15 protein-coding genes and 1 riboswitch are annotated in these 15,693 nt (G+C 69.7%); of the genes, 5 read left to right on the forward strand and 10 right to left on the reverse strand.

Annotation, left to right across the window (positions count from 1 at the left end; genetic code table 11):
* Nucleotides 1-136 precede the first annotated feature (136 nt).
* Complete coding sequence (gene ald / locus ADL03_RS41765; RefSeq protein ID WP_053739197.1) at nt 137-1,249, reverse strand: alanine dehydrogenase; 1,113 nt, start codon at nt 1,247-1,249, stop codon at nt 137-139.
* 224 nt (nt 1,250-1,473) lie between these two features.
* A riboswitch (glycine riboswitch) is annotated at nt 1,474-1,568 on the forward strand.
* A gap of 62 nt (nt 1,569-1,630) precedes the next feature.
* On the opposite strand from ald, the gene gcvH reads away from it, so the two are divergent.
* Together gcvH and ADL03_RS41775 are read left to right on the forward strand one after the other, a co-directional pair.
* Entirely contained in the window at nt 1,631-2,011 is a 381-nt protein-coding gene (gcvH, locus tag ADL03_RS41770) for a glycine cleavage system protein GcvH (protein ID WP_053739198.1), read from the forward strand.
* A 29-nt stretch (nt 2,012-2,040) separates the two neighbouring features.
* On the forward strand, nt 2,041-3,405 hold the full coding sequence (locus ADL03_RS41775; RefSeq protein WP_053739199.1) for an L-serine ammonia-lyase: 1,365 nt from the start codon (nt 2,041-2,043) through the stop codon (nt 3,403-3,405).
* 54 nt (nt 3,406-3,459) lie between these two features.
* Here ADL03_RS41775 and ADL03_RS41780 read toward each other — a convergent pair whose 3' ends face one another.
* From ADL03_RS41780 to ADL03_RS49140, 5 genes are all read right to left on the reverse strand, one after another.
* Nucleotides 3,460-3,813: a helix-turn-helix domain-containing protein gene (locus ADL03_RS41780; protein WP_053739200.1), complete on the reverse strand. Its 354-nt coding sequence runs from the start codon at nt 3,811-3,813 to the stop codon at nt 3,460-3,462.
* 88 nt (nt 3,814-3,901) lie between these two features.
* Nucleotides 3,902-5,482, reverse strand: a complete 1,581-nt coding sequence (locus ADL03_RS41785) for a TROVE domain-containing protein (protein ID WP_053739201.1) — start codon at nt 5,480-5,482, stop codon at nt 3,902-3,904.
* A gap of 835 nt (nt 5,483-6,317) precedes the next feature.
* Entirely contained in the window at nt 6,318-6,968 is a 651-nt protein-coding gene (locus ADL03_RS41795) for a TVP38/TMEM64 family protein (RefSeq protein ID WP_157529745.1), read from the reverse strand.
* A gap of 211 nt (nt 6,969-7,179) precedes the next feature.
* The gene (locus ADL03_RS41800; RefSeq protein ID WP_053739203.1) at nt 7,180-9,057 is read right to left on the reverse strand and encodes an AarF/ABC1/UbiB kinase family protein; all 1,878 of its coding nucleotides are present in this window, start codon (nt 9,055-9,057) and stop codon (nt 7,180-7,182) included.
* Nucleotides 9,058-9,365: 308 nt separating this feature from the next.
* Complete coding sequence (locus ADL03_RS49140; RefSeq protein WP_197289124.1) at nt 9,366-9,503, reverse strand: hypothetical protein; 138 nt, start codon at nt 9,501-9,503, stop codon at nt 9,366-9,368.
* Between the two features lie 273 nt (nt 9,504-9,776).
* Here ADL03_RS49140 and ADL03_RS49145 point away from each other — a divergent pair, with 273 nt between their 5' ends.
* On the forward strand, nt 9,777-10,283 hold the full coding sequence (locus ADL03_RS49145; RefSeq protein ID WP_197289125.1) for a hypothetical protein: 507 nt from the start codon (nt 9,777-9,779) through the stop codon (nt 10,281-10,283).
* A 122-nt stretch (nt 10,284-10,405) separates the two neighbouring features.
* On the opposite strand, the gene ADL03_RS41815 is transcribed toward ADL03_RS49145, so the two are convergent.
* Complete coding sequence (locus tag ADL03_RS41815) at nt 10,406-10,798, reverse strand: SSI family serine proteinase inhibitor (protein WP_082373981.1); 393 nt, start codon at nt 10,796-10,798, stop codon at nt 10,406-10,408.
* A gap of 87 nt (nt 10,799-10,885) precedes the next feature.
* Nucleotides 10,886-11,755, reverse strand: coding sequence for an SGNH/GDSL hydrolase family protein (locus ADL03_RS41820; protein ID WP_053739207.1), 870 nt, complete (start codon nt 11,753-11,755; stop codon nt 10,886-10,888).
* A gap of 87 nt (nt 11,756-11,842) precedes the next feature.
* Here ADL03_RS41820 and ADL03_RS41825 point away from each other — a divergent pair, with 87 nt between their 5' ends.
* Nucleotides 11,843-13,120 carry an MFS transporter gene (locus ADL03_RS41825; protein ID WP_053739208.1) on the forward strand — a complete coding sequence of 426 codons (1,278 nt, stop codon included), beginning with the start codon at nt 11,843-11,845 and terminating at the stop codon, nt 13,118-13,120.
* Here ADL03_RS41825 and ADL03_RS41830 read toward each other — a convergent pair.
* Complete coding sequence (locus ADL03_RS41830; protein WP_053739209.1) at nt 13,052-13,903, reverse strand: NAD(+)/NADH kinase; 852 nt, start codon at nt 13,901-13,903, stop codon at nt 13,052-13,054. The genes ADL03_RS41825 and ADL03_RS41830 overlap by 69 nt on opposite strands.
* Entirely contained in the window at nt 13,900-14,847 is a 948-nt protein-coding gene (locus ADL03_RS41835; protein WP_053739210.1) for an SPFH domain-containing protein, read from the reverse strand. The genes ADL03_RS41830 and ADL03_RS41835 overlap by 4 nt, the downstream gene beginning before the upstream one ends.
* A 37-nt stretch (nt 14,848-14,884) precedes the next feature.
* Here ADL03_RS41835 and ADL03_RS41840 point away from each other — a divergent pair.
* Nucleotides 14,885-15,693 (forward strand): NUDIX domain-containing protein (locus tag ADL03_RS41840; RefSeq protein WP_082373983.1); only part of this gene is annotated, 809 nt, incomplete at its 3' end.

Below are 15,693 nucleotides of genomic sequence, written 5' to 3' on the forward strand. Positions count from 1 at the left end.
CGCAAAACGCTCGGCTGGGACAACCCAGCCGAGCGCCTCGCTAAGCTCCTGGTCAAAGCCAGTTGATCACTTCTGTTGCAACGACCCCTTGAAAGCGCCTGTTTCGCGTGCGGGGGCTCCATCATCCGGTTGGCTTTCAGACCACGCTGTCCAGCGGCGTGTGCGTGAGGCCGGTCGCCTCGGCCACCGGGCCGTTCGTCAGCTGGCCGGCGTGGACGTTCAGTCCGAGGGCCAGCGAACGGTCGTCCTTCAGCGCCTTCTCCCAGCCCTTGCCGGCCAGGGCGACCGCGTAGGGCAGCGTCACGTTGGTGAGCGCGTAGGTGGAGGTGCGTGGGACGGCGCCGGGCATGTTGGCGACGCAGTAGAAGACCGAGTTGTGCACCTCGTAGGTGGGCTCGGCGTGCGTGGTGGGGCGGGAGTCCTCGAAGCAGCCGCCCTGGTCGATGGCGATGTCCACCAGGACCGAACCGGGCTTCATCTCGGCGACCAGCGCGTTCGACACGAGCTTCGGGGCCGCGGCACCGGGGACGAGCACGGCGCCGATGACGAGGTCGGCCTCGCGGACGGCCTGCTCGACGGAGAAGGCGTTCGAGGCCAGCGTGCGCAGGCGGCCCTGGAACTGGGCGTCGATCTGGCGCAGGCGGTCGACGTTGGTGTCGAGGATCTGCACGTCGGCGCCCATGCCGACGGCGATGGTGGCGGCGTTGACGCCGGCCACGCCGCCGCCGATCACGACCACGCGGGCCGGTGCGACGCCGGGGACGCCGCCGGGCAGCACGCCGCGGCCGCCGGAGGGCTTCATCAGGGAGAACGCGCCGACCTGCGGGGCGAGGCGACCCGCGACCTCGGACATCGGGGCCAGCAGCGGCAGGGAGCGGTTGGGCAGCTGCACGGTCTCGTAGGCGACGGCCGTGGTGCCGGAGGCCAGCAGGGCCTCGGTCAGCGGCTTGTCGGCGGCGAGGTGCAGGTAGGTGAAGAGGGTCTGACCGGCGCGGAGGCGGGGGTACTCCTCGGCGATCGGCTCCTTGACCTTGAGGACCAGGTCGCCCTCCGCCCAGACGTCGTCGGCGGAAGCGAGGATCTTGGCGCCCGCGGCGAGGTACTCCTCGTCGGTGATGGCGGAACCGAGACCGGCGCCCTGCTCGACGTACACGTCGTGGCCGCGGCCGGTCAGCTCGTGGGCACCGGCCGGCGTGAGGGCGACGCGGTACTCGTGGTTCTTGATCTCGCGAGGAACTGCGATCCGCACGATGACTCCTCCCGTTTCGGCTGGCTGTCATCTCACAATGTGAGGCAGTCGAAAGGTCATGTCACTGTGCTACTGGCACTGTCAGCACCCCTTGTGGTTGTTCGCCCCGAACAAAGCGACCACACCTGTGAACGGGTGGACCTGCCCGCGTTGACACCCGGCGGCGGGCCCACATAGCGTTCCGCCTGAACTGAATACCGGCCGCGGTGCCCCTGACGGGCACCAGAACCCGAGTGGGAGAGACCTCGACGACTGCTGGTCGGGGCGCCGAAGGGGCAAGCTCCCGCACACTCTCAGGCAGCAAGACCACTCGGGGTAGGCAACTCTGCACGGCGGAGGGGGCGCAAGTGTCCTGACCCGTCACGAGCCAGAGGAGTCGCCGTGGAGTTCCCCGAGAACCTGCTCTACACCGCCGAGCACGAGTGGGTGGACTGGACGCCGGGCACGCAGGACCCGCTGACCTGCGGAATCACCGAGTACGCCGCGGACGCGCTGGGTGACATCGTCTTCGTCCAGCTGCCCGAGGTCGGAGCGAAGGTCGTCTCGAACGAGGTCTGCGGCGAGCTGGAGTCCACCAAGTCCGTCAGCGACCTGTTCTCCCCGGTCACCGGCGAGGTGCTCGAGGTCAACAGCGCCGTCGTCGACGACCCCGCGATCATCAACACCGACCCGTACGGCGCCGGCTGGCTGTTCAAGGTGCGCGTCGACTCGGCGGAGGGCCTGCTCACCGCGGCCAAGTACGCCGAACTGACCAAGGACTGACCCGCACCCCCACCGCGAAGGACTGATCAGTGGCGATCAGCGTTTTCGACCTGTTCTCCGTCGGCATCGGACCATCGAGCTCGCACACCGTCGGCCCGATGCGCGCGGCCGCGATGTTCGTCGACAAGCTCGGCACGCGCGCGTCCGAAGTGGACCGCGTGCACGTCGAGCTGTTCGGTTCGCTCGGCGCGACCGGACACGGCCACGGCAGCCCCAAAGCCGTGTTCCTGGGCCTCGAAGGCAACCTGCCGGAAGAGGTCGACCCCGCGGCCGCGGCCGTGCGCGTCGAGGAGATCATCACCACCGGACGGCTCCGGCTCGGTGGCGCGCACGAGATCGGCTTCGTGCACGACCGCGACCTCGTCATGCACCGCCGCAAGTCACTCCCGTTGCACCCCAACGGGATGAGCTTCGCGGCGTTCCGCGGTGACGAGCCGGTGGAGCACGCCGTCTACTACTCGATCGGCGGCGGCTTCGTCGTCGACGAGAACGCCTCGGGCACCGACCGGATCAAGGCGGACACGACCCCGTTGCCGCACCCGTTCCTCACCGGCGACGAGCTGCTCGCGCGCTGCCGCGAGACCGGCCTGTCGATCAGCGAGATCATGATGGCCAACGAGCTGTCGTGGCGGTCGGAAGAAGAGGTCCGGTCCGGGCTGCTGCACATCTGGCACGTGATGCAGGAGTGCGTCGAGCGCGGCTGCACCGAGCAGGGCGTCCTGCCCGGCGGCCTGAAGGTCCGCCGCCGCGCCGCCGAGATGCGCAAGCGGCTGGAGGGCGAGCACTTCGTCACCGACCCGTTGCGCGTCATGGACTGGGTGACGCTCTTCGCGTTGGCGGTCAACGAGGAGAACGCCGCCGGCGGCCGGGTCGTCACCGCCCCGACGAACGGCGCGGCCGGCATCGTGCCCGCGGTCCTGCACTACTACACGCGGTTCGTGCCGGGCGCCTCGGACGACGGTGTCGTGCGGTTCCTGCTGACCGCCGGCGCGATCGGCGTGCTGTTCAAGGAGAACGCGTCGATCTCCGGCGCCGAGGTCGGCTGCCAGGGCGAGGTCGGCTCGGCCTGCTCGATGGCCGCCGGTGGCCTCGCCGAGGTGCTCGGCGGCACCCCGGAACAGGTCGAGAACGCCGCCGAGATCGCCATGGAGCACAACCTCGGCCTCACGTGCGACCCGATCGGCGGCCTGGTGCAGATCCCGTGCATCGAACGCAACGCCGTCGCGTCGATCAAGGCGATCACCGCGGTGCGCATGGCGTTGCGCGGCGACGGCTCGCATTTCGTGTCGCTCGACAAGGTCATCAAGACCATGCGCGACACCGGCAAGGACATGTCGGTGAAGTACAAGGAAACCGCACGCGGCGGCCTCGCCGTGAACGTCATCGAGTGCTGAGCCCCACCGCGTCGTCCCGGCTGTCCACTCCGGACCGCCGGGACGCGCGACCGGTCAGCGGGCGTCGTAGGCCTGCTGCGCCGACAACACCTCGGGCATCCGCGACTCCAGCAGGGTGATCAACGCCATGAGCCGCTCGGCCGTCTCCCGCCCGAGCGGTGTGAGGCTGTAGTCGACCCGCGGCGGGTTCGTCGGCTGCGCGTCGCGGTGCACGAGCCCGTCGCGCTCCAGCGCGTGCAACGTCTGGGACAGCATCTTCTCGCTGACACCGTCGACCCGGCGGCGCAGCTCGTTGAACCGCAGCGGCCCCGCGACGAGCGCGCTCAGCGTGAGGCTGCCCCACCGGCCGGTGACGTGCTCCAGCGTGGGACGTGAGGGGCACGCCTTCGCGAACACGTTGAACTCCATGCCCGCGAGACTACCCCATTGCACTTACGAAAAGTTAGTGCTCACGCAGGCGAGGGGCCCGCACACGCGCTGTGTGCGGGCCCTCCGCTCAGAACGGCCAGTCGGCGTTCCGCCCGGCTTCCAGCAGCGGGATCATCCGAAAAGTCGAATCCGTCAGGCCGCCGAACTCGTGCCTGTTGGCCTTTCCGGTCGCGTAGGCACCCTGCTGGTACCCGCCCAGGTTGAACCCGTAGATCGGCACGTGCCGCGGCACGACGTCGCTGACGCCCTCGCCGTGACCACCGATCGTCTGCATGTCCGAGATGATGAACACCCGGTCGTGCCCCCGGTAGGAGGCCTTCAGCGACCCGACGATGTCGGTGCCGTGCCCGACCTCGCCGATCCTCTTCAGGAACCGGTCGACCTCGCTGATGACCGAGCCGCCGCGCCGCAGCTCGTGGCGGAACACACCACTCGCGAACCCGCGGACGTCGACCTGCTCGCCCTTCGCCCCCAGCGCCACCCCGAACACGGCCGCGGCCTTGGCCGGCGTGACCTTCGACCGCGCCGAGTACCCCGTGCCGGTCATCGACGCCGAGGTGTCGATGAGGATCAGCGACCGCCCCGGCAACGCCGGGAGGTTGCTCAGCGACGCCTCCAACGCCTGGTCGAGCGCGTGCCCCCACCGCAGGCTCGGCGCCGCCTCGTACGCGGACAGGAACCGGAACGGGAACTGCCGCGACCGCGCGACCTGACCGGGATCGGCCAGCCGTGCCGCGACCTGCGCCGCCACCTCGTCCGACATCCCGGCCTCGTCGAAGTTCCTGAGGTTCCTGATCAGCGACATGTAACCCATGGTCGGCGCCAACGCCTCCCACACCTGGGCGGTCATCGGCCCCTGCAGCCACCCGGCCACCGACTCCCACGTCATTCCCGCCCGCCGCAGCACGTCCGCCGCGTCCGGTCGCCCGAACAACGCACGCCGCTCTTCGACCGGCCACGCCATCAGCTCCCGCCGCGCCGCGACGATCCGCAACGACGCGGGCACCGCGACGTCCGCGTTCCGCCGCCGGTCGAGCACGTACTGGAACAGGTCGCCCTGCCAGTCCGCACCCGGCGACGGGTGCGCGAGGTTCAGCACGTCGGCCACGCGGAACCCGCGCGCCTCGCTGTCCCACTTGAGCACGGACCGCTCGTCGTACAGCCGCTGCACCGCGTCCGCGATACCGCGCTTGACCGGCTTCGGCACGTTCCGCCCGTGCGTGGCCGTCCAGTACGCCAGCAACTCACCCGGCTCGTCCGCCCGCTGCAACACCGACGCCACAACGGCCCGGTTCGTCACGCCCGTGTCGGCCCCGGCCTCGAGCCGCGCCTTCACGAACTCGGCCGCACCGACCAGTGACGCCGTCCGCATGTTCGCCTCGCCGCGCAACCAGGCCAGCATCCGGGCAGTCCACTCCGGATCCTGCAACGCCGCCGCACGCACGAGCCGCGCGTACCGCTCGTCCCGCGCACCACCGGACTCGTAGAACGTCTGCTCGCCGCCCATGTTCGACACGGCCAGCAGGAACAGCTCACCCAGCACGGTGCGCTCGTACCCGTCGCCACCCTCGTGGGTGCGACCGGCCCGCTTCGACTCGACCGGGCTCTTCCCGAACGGACGAACCTTCAGGATGTTGAACTTCGACATGGCTCTCCCCCTCGGGAATTAGTAGAAAAAGGGGGAGCGCACAGCCACAGATGTGTCCGAGATCAAGGTCGCGGAAGGTGTTTGGTGCTCTGCCGGACTGAGCTACAGCCGGACGTGGATCCGGCTGACGGGATTCGAACCCGCGACCGCCCCATTAACAGTGGAAGTAACCTTCAGCTTCGCACCGGACACAGGTGAAGTTGTGCGCTCCCGAGGTCAGGGTCGCCGACGGTGTAACACGTTTTCAAGGCGAAGTAACCGTCTGCTTCGCACCGGGTGCAGTTCTATGTAACCACGCCCCGCTACCGAATTTCCGTTCCGGGGGATTCGCACGTGCCCGAGATCTGGATCGCGGAAGCACGTGGGGAAGATGGGCGGCCCGAGATCAAGGCGCAGAAGGTGACTGCTCACCGAGGTGAGCGAAGAACCGGACGAGCCGGCCTTCAGGAGTCGAACCTGAGATACCGAAGTAACCCTCTGCTGCGCACCGGGCCTGCATCCATACAACCACACCGTGCAAGTGCTTTTGCGCGCAAGCCTGGAACCGTGCAGCGATCGAGCGAAGCGAGGCGTGTCTACCTTCCCTTGACGGGTAGCGGTGACCACCCCGTGGTCTTGCGATTGGGGCTTGACTTTGAGGGCGGGGCGATATCCTGGTAGGGATCGGCCGGGCGCTTCTCAGCCCGGCTTTTGAAGGCCGACTCATCGCCCCGCTAGAGGCTCGAAGTCAAGCCCCAATCGCTATCGTCGCGAAGCGGCGATGAACCCCGAACAACCCCGAACGTCGTCCCTGCCTGACCAGCCACGGTGTCAAGGTGAGCGACGATCGCGCCCCTCAAGGCGCCGTCTTCACGAACCGCCGCAAAAGATAGAACACCCCCGCAGTGGCCAAGAACCCCACCGCGCTGATCATCACAATCTGCTCCACCGTATCCGCCTGCGCTCCGGCAAGCACATACGCCGCACAAATCGGCACGGTCCCCACGAGCGTGCTGAGCATGAACGTCCAGAACGACACCCGTGACACCCCCGCGGACACCGACACGGTCTCCGCCATCATCGGGATCCCGCGCGCCACGCCGAAGAACCACGGCCCGAACTGCCGCCCCCACCGCCGCATCTCCCGGAGCTCCTCGATCGTCACGACGCGGCGCACGAGCCACGGGCGGGCGAACCTCCCCAGGGCGTACCCGGCGGCGGAGGAGCCCAGGGACCCGATGACCGCGAGTGCGAGTCCGAAGGGCACGCCGAGTGCCGTTCCCGCGAGGACGATGAGCGGAGTGGACGGTACGGGCAGAAGCACGTCCACGACGAGGAGGGCGAAGATGGCCACGGCCGCCCACAGCGGGTCGATGCCGCGGACCCACGTCACGACTCCCTCGAAGTCGATCAGGTCGAACGCCTCGAACACGATCCAGCTCAGCAGCACGAAGCCGAGCACGACGAACGGTATCCACTTCCACCGCACGCCCGTCTCATAACTCATCGGGTGATGGTCGCCCACCGCGATGCGCCGGACAATCCGCCACTGGCGCAGGTTCCGCGAAGGAGACACGCACGAGTGACGACCTCGTGCCGTTTCCGGGGCTCTGGGTGCTCGATCCGGCACGCAGCGCACACGCCGGGGTCATCACGAACGGGGACCCGGGTACACAGTGGACCTCCAGCAGGACACGGGTCGGTCCACCGCGGGAGGTCTAGGCGCGGGGCCGGAACACCGCGACGACGACGCGCAGGCCCAGCAGCACCGAGATGATCAGCAGGTTGTAGCCGAGCACCTGGTAGAGGCCCACGTCCGGCAGCACGCGCGGTCCGCCGGGGGAGCCGAGCAGGAGCACGGCCATCACGCCCGCGGTCGCGCCGAGGACGGTCAGCATCACCTGGTGCAGCAGGCCGGTCACATAGGCGCGGTCGCGTTCGTCGGCGAACAGGCGCATCGACATGCTCAGGCGGCCCTGTTCCACCGCGCCGGTGATGCGGTCGACGCGGCGTGGCAGGCGGCGCAGCATCGGGAGCACGGCCTGCAGCTCCTCGGTGAGCGTGCGCTGGACCGACTCCGGGGTCAGTCGTTCGGAGATCTGCTCGGCGGCGAACGCCCGTGACTCCACGACGACGTTGAAGCCGGGCGAGAGGACGCTCAGCGTGCCTTCGAGGGTGGCCAGCGCGCGGAACACCGCGGCGACCTCCGGCGGGACGCTCAGGCCGAACCGCGACACGATCAGGAACAGGTCGCCGAACATCTCGACGTCCGGGCGCATGCCCGCGCCCAGGTGGCGGGCCATGAACTGGCCGAGCGAGCGTTCCAGGCGCTGCTCGTCGATGTCCTCCGGGCGGGAGGTCAGCTCCAGCAACGCGTCGGTCAGGGCGGCCGGGTCGCTGCGGTCGATCGCGAGCAGCAGCCGTTGCAACGCCGCGCGCAGCGCCGAGTCGATCCGGCCGACCGAGCCGAAGTCGAGCAGGCCCAGGCGGCCGTCGGACAGCAGCAGCACGTTGCCCGGATGCGGGTCGGCGTGGAAGATGCCGTCGAGCACGACCTGCCGCAGCACGAACCGCAGCAACGTCCGCGCGAGGCCCTCATCGGTCGCGGTCCCACGCACCGGCACGCCGTCGAGGCGGTCCATCACGAGCACCCGCGAGGTCGACAGGTGCACGTGCGGCAGGGCCACGGAGGCGTCCGCGACGGCGGACACGGTGGCGATGTTGCGGGCCTCGACGCGGAAGTCCAGCTCCTCGCGCAACGCCGCGGCGAACCCGGCCGCCAGGTCCCGCACGCCCAGCGCCGAACCCCACCGCGTCCGCTGCAACGTCTCGGCCAGCCGTCCGACGATGTCGAGGTCGCCCTCGGCGACCGACCGCACGTCCGGCCGCTGCACCTTCACCACGACCTCGGCACCCGACCTCAGCACCGCCCGGTGCACCTGCGCGATGGAGGCCGCCGCCAGCGGTTCGGGGTTGACCGAGGCGAACGCGTCCATCCCGACCTCGGCGTCGAGCACGGCGCGCACCGACTCCCACGGCGCGGGCGGTACCTTGTCCTGCAGCAGGGCCAGTTCCTCGACGAACTCCGGCGACAGCAGGTCGGACCGGGTCGACAGCACCTGGCCGAGCTTCACGAACGTCACCCCGGCGTCCTGCAACGCGAGCCGCAGCGACCGCGCGAGGCCGGCGGAGGAGCGTTCGCGGCCGCGCAGGTAGGGCCCGAGGCCGTGCCGGAACGCGATCGCGGTGATGCGCGAGTACCGCCGCGTGCGGGCGATCCGGCGGCGCAGCATGCCCCACCACTCCGTCGGCGGCGGGATCGAGCCGGTCGGCACGATGATCTCCGCGAACGCCAGCAGGCTGATCACCGCGAGGATCGACAGGCCGAGCTGCAGCGTCACCAGCCCCGCCGTCGGTTCGACGGTGGTCTCGCCGAACGCGCTCGACGCGACCGACATGGCCAGCAGGCACGCCAGCGCCGTGCGGATCAGGCCGATGCGCAGGCCCAGGATCCGGCGCGCCGCCAGGGACATGCCCAGGACCAGCAGCAGGAACGTGATCGGGAAGCCGATCGTGTGAACGAGGAGGTCCCCCATGATCCGCAGCCTAGGCACGGTCTTGACTCGGAGCGGGCCGGTCGCGAAAGATCCGATGAATCGCCGCCGCGTGGACCTGACCGCACAGCGAAGTGAGGTGCCCGAACGTGGTGGAACTCAACCGGCGTGCGCTGCTCGCGGCACATTGGCGGGGGCGGCGGGCAATGCGCTGCGCCACGGCGACGCCCACGCCGCACACGGCGTCGACTGGCAGGACTTCATCGGAACATCGGATCTGATCTGGCGCAGAATGCCGACCACGTGGTTCGAGGGGCCCTTCCTCGGCAACGGCTTCCTCGGCTCCGCCGCTACGCCGAGCCGGGCACGAACGCGATCCGGTTCAACGTCCGGCTCGCCGTGCAGCCGCTCGACGCCGGCGGCGAGCACGTCACGGCCTGGCGCGAGGTCACCCGCGGCACCCGCCGCACGCTGTTCACCAGCGTCACCTGGTCGCACCCGCGCCGGATGGCCGTGCGCAGGGCGGTCGGCAACGTCCGGTGCGGCTCGGCCGAGGGCCTCGCGGTCGAGCACCGCCTGTGGTGGCACGACTTCTACCGCAGAAGCTTCCTGTCCATCCCGGACCGGCGGTTGCAGGCGTTCTACTGGATCCAGCTCTACAAGTTCGCCTCCGCCGCCCGCAGGACCGCGCCCGCGATGTCACCTGCGGGCCGTGGCTGGAGAACACGCCGTGGCCTGGCACGTGGTGGAACCGGCACACCATGGACGACCGGGTGCTGCGCGACGTGCTGTTCCCGTTGCTGCGCAGGGCGGTCAACTACTACTTCCACTTCCTCACCAGGGGAACCGATGGCAGGTGGCACCTGCCTTTCACGTTCTCACCCGAGTACGGGGTGAACGCGCCAGACTGCAACTACGACCTGGTCATCGAGACGCCGTTGTCGGCCGTGCAGTCGATGCACGACATGCTGTGCCAGAGCTGGGGCGGCGTCGTCCGCGTCTTCCCCGCGGTGCCGGTGTCCTGGCCGGAGGTCTCGCTCGACAACTTCCGCACGCAGGGCGCGTTCCTGCTCAGTGCGGCCCGGCGGCAGGGCGTCACGCGCTGGGTCCGGCTGCGCAGCGAAGCGGCGCGTCGTGGGGACGGACATCCACGATCCCGTCGTGCGCGACCGCTGGGGCCGGCCGAGGCGGTTTTCGGTGCTGCACAACGGAGATCTGCGCATCGAGCTCAAGCGTGGCGAGGAAGCGGTCATCCACCGCGCCGGTGACCGGCCGGACCTGCGGATCGAGCCCGTGGCCGGTGCTCCGGCGCTGCCGTGAGGGCTGCCGGGGTAGGACGCCACCGGTGTTCCAGCGCGACGGCGGTGCGCTGGAACACCGGTGACGCGGCTCAGAAGTCGAAGACCTTGCCGGTGGAAGCCCGCATGACGCACGGGTTCGAGTAGACCTGCTGGAAGTCGATCCTCTTGTTGCGCCACTTGCCGCGCAACGTCGCCTTGGTCGGGTTCAGCTCCATCGTGCACAGCGCGCCGGTGTCGTCCAGCTTGCGGAAGTCACCGTCCACGGGCATGAGCTGATCGCACGCCTCCTGGGCGTGCTTGTGCGGTCCGCCAGCGGGTTCGCACTGCAACTGCGTGGTGCTGAGGGTGCCCATCTCCGGTTGCACCGACAGCACCACGCCGGCCGCGGGGAGGAGTGCTGCCAGTGGTGAGGCTGCAGCCGTCGCGGGGACGAGTGGTGCCGCGAACGCGAGGCAGGCGAACAAAATCCGGGTCCTTGCCATGCCACCACTGTGGCGTGCCGAGGACCCGGAACTCCAACGAACTCGGCGGTAAGCACCGGATCGGGTGGTCCGCCGAACCCCGTGCAACTAGACGGTCGCGAGCTCCGTCCCGGCCAGCACGGCGGCCACCTGCTCACCGACCGCAGCCATGCCCTTGGCGTTCGGGTGAACCGGGAACGCGGGGCTGGTCGGGATGATGCCCTCCACCCACTTGTCCCACGGCGCCGCGCACGTGTCGCGACCGAGGCTGATGTCGTACGGGTTCACGAAGGTGGCACCGGAGGCCGCGGCCTGGGCGCCGAGCATCCCGTTGAGCTGCTGCTGCACGCCGTCGAGGTACGGGACGTCGCCGCGCGAGATCGGCACGACCGGCCAGCACCCACCGGACGGCGGCAGGACCCGCAGGTAGCCGACCACGACGATCTGAGCATTGGGGGAGCGCTGCTTGATGCCCGCGAGGACGGCGGCGACCTTGGGAGCGGTGGCGTCGACGCGCTGGGCGAGGGAGTCGCCGAAGTGGGCCTTGCAGGGTGCGCCGGCCGGGTCGAGCACGCTCTTGCCGGCACACGTGAGGATGATGTCGGAGAAGCCGATGTCGTTGCCGCCGATGGACACCGTGACGAGGTCGGTGGTGGGCTTCAGCGCGGAGAACTGCGGCGCGGGCTGACCGGGGAACCCGGACTGCACACCGGCCATGTCCTTGGTCTGCGCCCCACCGCACGAGATGTCGGTGAAGCTCTCGACGTTCAGCCGGCGCGCCAGCACCGACGGGTAGTTCTGCGTGGACTTGAAGCAGCTGAGCGGATCGAGCCGTTGCAGCGGGATGAACGGCCCGGAGACGAACGAGTCGCCCAGTGAGACGTACTCGCGGTACTGCGGCGCGGCGGAGGCGGCCGGAGCCAGGAACGCGGCGATCAGGGCGGTGAGCAGGGAGACAACAGTCACTCGGCGCGTCATTGCTACCTCGTTACTGAGCAGTAGGAACGTAGGGCGAAGCGTGACCGGGGCATTGCGCACTGTCAATCCCTCGACCAGGCTGGAACGATGACGGGGGTACGCAAAGTAGCTTTCGCATCCGCGGTCGGTAACACGATCGAGCTTTACGACTTCCTCTTGTACGGCACGGCCTCCGCGCTCGTGTTCGACAAGATCTTCTTCCCGCAGTTCGACTCGCGCGTCGGCGTGCTGCTCGCGTTCGCCACGTTCGGCGCGGGCTTCTTCGCACGACCGCTGGGCGGTGCGGTCATCGGGCACCTCGGCGACCGGATCGGGCGGCGCTCGATGCTCGTCGTGACGCTGTCGGTGACAGGCCTGTCCACGGCGATGATCGGGCTGTTGCCGACCTACGCCCAGGTGGGCATCCTCGCGCCGTTGCTGCTGGTGCTGCTGCGGGTCGTGCAGGGCTTCTTCATGGGCGGTGAGCAGGGCGGCGCGTCGCTGATGGCCGTCGAGCACGCGCCACCGGGCCGCTGGGGCTGGTACGGCAGCTGGGTGTTCATCGGCTCGCCCGCGGGTGTCCTGCTGGCGAACCTCGCGATGTACCTGTCGTCGAAGGCGTCCGGGCCGGACTTCCTGTCGTGGGGCTGGCGGTTGCCGTTCCTGTTCTCGGTCGTGCTGGTCGGGATCGGCCTCTACATCCGGCTGCGGGTGCCGGAGAGCCCGCGGTTCGAGCGGGCGGAGAAGTCGCGGCTGCCGATCGCGGAGGTCTTGCGCACCCGGTGGAAGGTCGTGCTGCTGGGCGCGGGCGTGAACCTGGGCTTCACGATCTTCATCTACGTGCTGAGCGTGTTCATGATCGGCTACGGCCGCACGGCGCTGAAGATCAGCGCGGACGACCTGCTGGTGGCGACCGTGATCGGGTCGCTGGCGCAGGTGGTGGCGGTACCGGCGTTCGCGGTGCTGTCGGACCGGATCGGGCGGCTGCCGGTGATGTTCGGCGGCGCGATCTTCCAGGCCGCGTTCGCGTTCCCGTTGTTCTGGCTCACGAGCGCGGGCTGGTTCACGTTCGCGATGGTGCTCGGCTTCATCGGCTCGGCGGCGTTGTTCGGTCCGTCGGCGGCCTACTTCGCCGAGCTGTTCCGCACCCGCGTGCGCTACAGCGGCGTGGCGTTGAGCTTCCAGCTCGGCTCGGTGCTGGGCGGCGGGCTGGCACCGCTGGTCGCGCAGTCGTTGCTGCGCACCGGGACGTGGGCGATCTCGGTCTACCTGATGGCCGGTGCCGTGCTGTCCGGCGTCTGCCTGCTGGTGATCGGCTCAGCGCACGAGGCGGAGCCTGCGGGCGGAGAGCCCGACGCTCAGCCGCTGGCCCCAGCCGAGGCGTAGCGCGTCGCTCTCGATGCCGTCGCCGAACGCCACCAGCCCGTCGGACTCCACGTCGACGTGCAGCGGGCCGTCGGTGATCTCGCCCTCGGTGTGCTCGACACCGGTGCCCGGCGACGGCCACGCCTCCCGCACGAACCACACGAGCCTGCGCTCGACCGGGTCCGGCAGCCGCAGCCGGCTGCCGCGTTCGCGGTGCGCCGACGAGCACCAGCCCGTGGCGCCGGTGCCGCTGCCGACGAGGATGCCGGACGACGCCTGGCGTTCGCCGCGGACGCGGTACCGGCTGGTCTGGTGGCTCGGGTGGCCGACGTAGACCTCGTTGAGCGCGTGGAGGACCTGACCGTCGTCGGAGCGCGCCTCGACCATGGTGCGGTCCTCGGTGTTCCCGGTGCTGTGCAGCAGTTCCGCCGCGTCGCGCGGGGCGTGCGTGGCGAGCACGCCCCGGCCGGGGTTGATGCCGATCACGGGCTGGCTGTCGAGGTACTTCGCGACGTTGGCGACCAGCCCGTCCTGCCCGACGACGACTACGACGTCCTCGGGCGCGAACAGGAACCGCGACAGGTCTTCCCTCTCGACCACGCCGCGGCGCCAGTCCAGCGGGATCGCGGCGCTGACCTCTCCCAGCGCTTGCCGGGCCTGCTGGTCACGATCCACCACCTCGTCCAAAGTTCTGTTGCGGGACCTCAGGAAGAACTCGACCTGGCCACGGGTGCCGTGCCGTGCCAGCAACTCTGTCAGCTCGGTGCGCCGGTGCACCAGCACAATTCGCGGCGCGAGGCTCATCGCGCGAGCCGCTGCAGGATCGGCTGGATGAGGTCGGGCGTGAGCGTGATGCTGCCGATCTCGGGCAGGTTGCCGGCGAGCTCCTTGGCCGCCAACGCGTAGAGGGTCGTCTCCGGCACGTCCCGGTAGGCCTCCAGCCTGGCCCTCTCACCGGCGGCCTCGGCCTCGGCGAGCTTGCGGACGCTCTCGGCCTTGGCGTCGTCGGCGATCCGGCTGGCCCGCGCGTGGTCCTCGGCCTTCCGCAGCGCGTTCGCACCGCGCTGCACGACGAGCAGCTCTTCGCGCTTGGCCAGCTCGATCTGGTTCTGCAGCTCGTTCTCGCTGATCGCGCGCTCCCGTTCGACGGCGACGGCGCGACGCTCGTAGGTGGCCTTGTCGGCGTCCTGCTGGACCTTCTCGCGGACGGTCGTCTGCAGCGCCTTCTCCATGTCGGCGTCGGGACGGATCGCCACGACGCGGACGTCGATGATCTCCAGGCCGATGTGGGCGGCGGTCAGGTTGGCGACCACGGCCTGCTTGACCCGCTCGACACCGGTCTGGATGGCGGTCTGCAGGTCGAGGGTGCCGAGGATCTTCAGCGCGTGCTGCTGCGTGCTCTCCGTGAGCGTGTTCGCGATCTGGCTCAACGGGTCCTGGCGCCAGGTGCCGGTGTCGGGGTCGATCGAGAAGTCGATGCGCGCCGTCGCGGTCTCCGGGTCGGTGCAGCGGTAGGTCGTCGTGAGCTGGACCGTGACGTCCTGGTAGTCGCGGGTGCGGGCGTGGAAGAGCATCGGCAGCTCGCGGTCGTCGACCGGCACCTCGCTCAGCACCGCGGTGCGCGGGCGGAACCAGAAGCTCAGGCCGGTGCCCTCGTGGACGACCTCGCCCTTGCGGATGTGTCTGATGTGGACCGTGGGGGCACCGCGGAGGTGGCGCAGCCCGGGGTACCTGCTGATGTCGGCCATGGTGGGTTCTCCTTGTCGTCAACCTGACGATAACCCTATGCTGGCCGACGTGTACACGCCAAGTGATTTCCCTCCCTTCGCCGTCACGGTCGACCTGGTCGTGCTGACCGTGCGGTCGGACGCGCTGTGCGCGTTGCTGGTGCGGCGGGGGGAGGCACCGTTCCGGGGGCGGTGGGCGCTGCCCGGCGGGTTCGTGCGCGTGACCGAGTCGGTGGACGCGGCGGCGTCGCGGGAGCTGCGCGAGGAGACCGGCGTGTCCGGGCTGCACCTGGAACAGCTGGGGACCTACGGGGAGCCCCGGCGGGATCCGCGGATGAGGGTCGTGTCCGTGGCCTACCTGGCGTTGGCGCCGGATCTGCCGGTGCCCGTCGCCGGGACGGACGCGGCCGCGGCGTCGTGGGTGCCGGTGGGGGAGGTTTCCGCCCTGGCGTTCGACCACGCGCGGATCCTGGGGGATGGGGTGGAGCGGGCTCGGGCCAAGTTGGAGTACACGCCGTTGGGGACGGAGTTCTGTGGCGGCGAGTTCACGGTGGCGGAGTTGCGGCGGGTTTACGAGATGGTGTGGGGGGTGGAGTTGGATCCGCGGAACTTCCACCGGAAGGTGACCGGGGTGGAGGGGATGTTGGAGGCCACCGGGGGGACTTCGGTGAGGGATGGGGGAAGGCCGGCGGCGTTGTACCGGCGAGGGATGGGGTCGGGGTTGTACCCGCCGTTGGTGCGGGGGGGAAAGGGGTGCTGGGGGGTAAGAGCAACGCCTTCAGCGTTTCGGGGGGAAGCCCTGGCCCCCGCCCCCCTGCCAAATCATCTTAAAGTAGGCCCAGGCCCGCCGGGGCGAAATGGACGCCC

This window comes from Nocardia sp. NRRL S-836, assembly GCF_001279525.1.
GTDB lineage: Bacteria > Actinomycetota > Actinomycetes > Mycobacteriales > Pseudonocardiaceae > Lentzea.

Excerpts from the sequence above, each read along its gene's own strand:
- ADL03_RS41780 (WP_053739200.1), bottom strand. The coding sequence starts at position 3,813 with ATGGAGTTCAACGTGTTCGCGAAGGCGTGCCCCTCACGTCCCACGCTG.
- ADL03_RS41785 (WP_053739201.1), bottom strand. The coding sequence starts at position 5,482 with ATGTCGAAGTTCAACATCCTGAAGGTTCGTCCGTTCGGGAAGAGCCCG.
- ADL03_RS41795 (WP_157529745.1), bottom strand. The coding sequence starts at position 6,968 with ATGAGTTATGAGACGGGCGTGCGGTGGAAGTGGATACCGTTCGTCGTG.
- ADL03_RS41800 (WP_053739203.1), bottom strand. The coding sequence starts at position 9,057 with ATGGGGGACCTCCTCGTTCACACGATCGGCTTCCCGATCACGTTCCTG.
- ADL03_RS49145 (WP_197289125.1), top strand. The coding sequence starts at position 9,777 with ATGGACGACCGGGTGCTGCGCGACGTGCTGTTCCCGTTGCTGCGCAGG.
- ADL03_RS41815 (WP_082373981.1), bottom strand. The coding sequence starts at position 10,798 with ATGGCAAGGACCCGGATTTTGTTCGCCTGCCTCGCGTTCGCGGCACCA.
- ADL03_RS41820 (WP_053739207.1), bottom strand. The coding sequence starts at position 11,755 with ATGACGCGCCGAGTGACTGTTGTCTCCCTGCTCACCGCCCTGATCGCC.
- ADL03_RS41825 (WP_053739208.1), top strand. The coding sequence starts at position 11,843 with ATGACGGGGGTACGCAAAGTAGCTTTCGCATCCGCGGTCGGTAACACG.
- ADL03_RS41830 (WP_053739209.1), bottom strand. The coding sequence starts at position 13,903 with ATGAGCCTCGCGCCGCGAATTGTGCTGGTGCACCGGCGCACCGAGCTG.
- ADL03_RS41835 (WP_053739210.1), bottom strand. The coding sequence starts at position 14,847 with ATGGCCGACATCAGCAGGTACCCCGGGCTGCGCCACCTCCGCGGTGCC.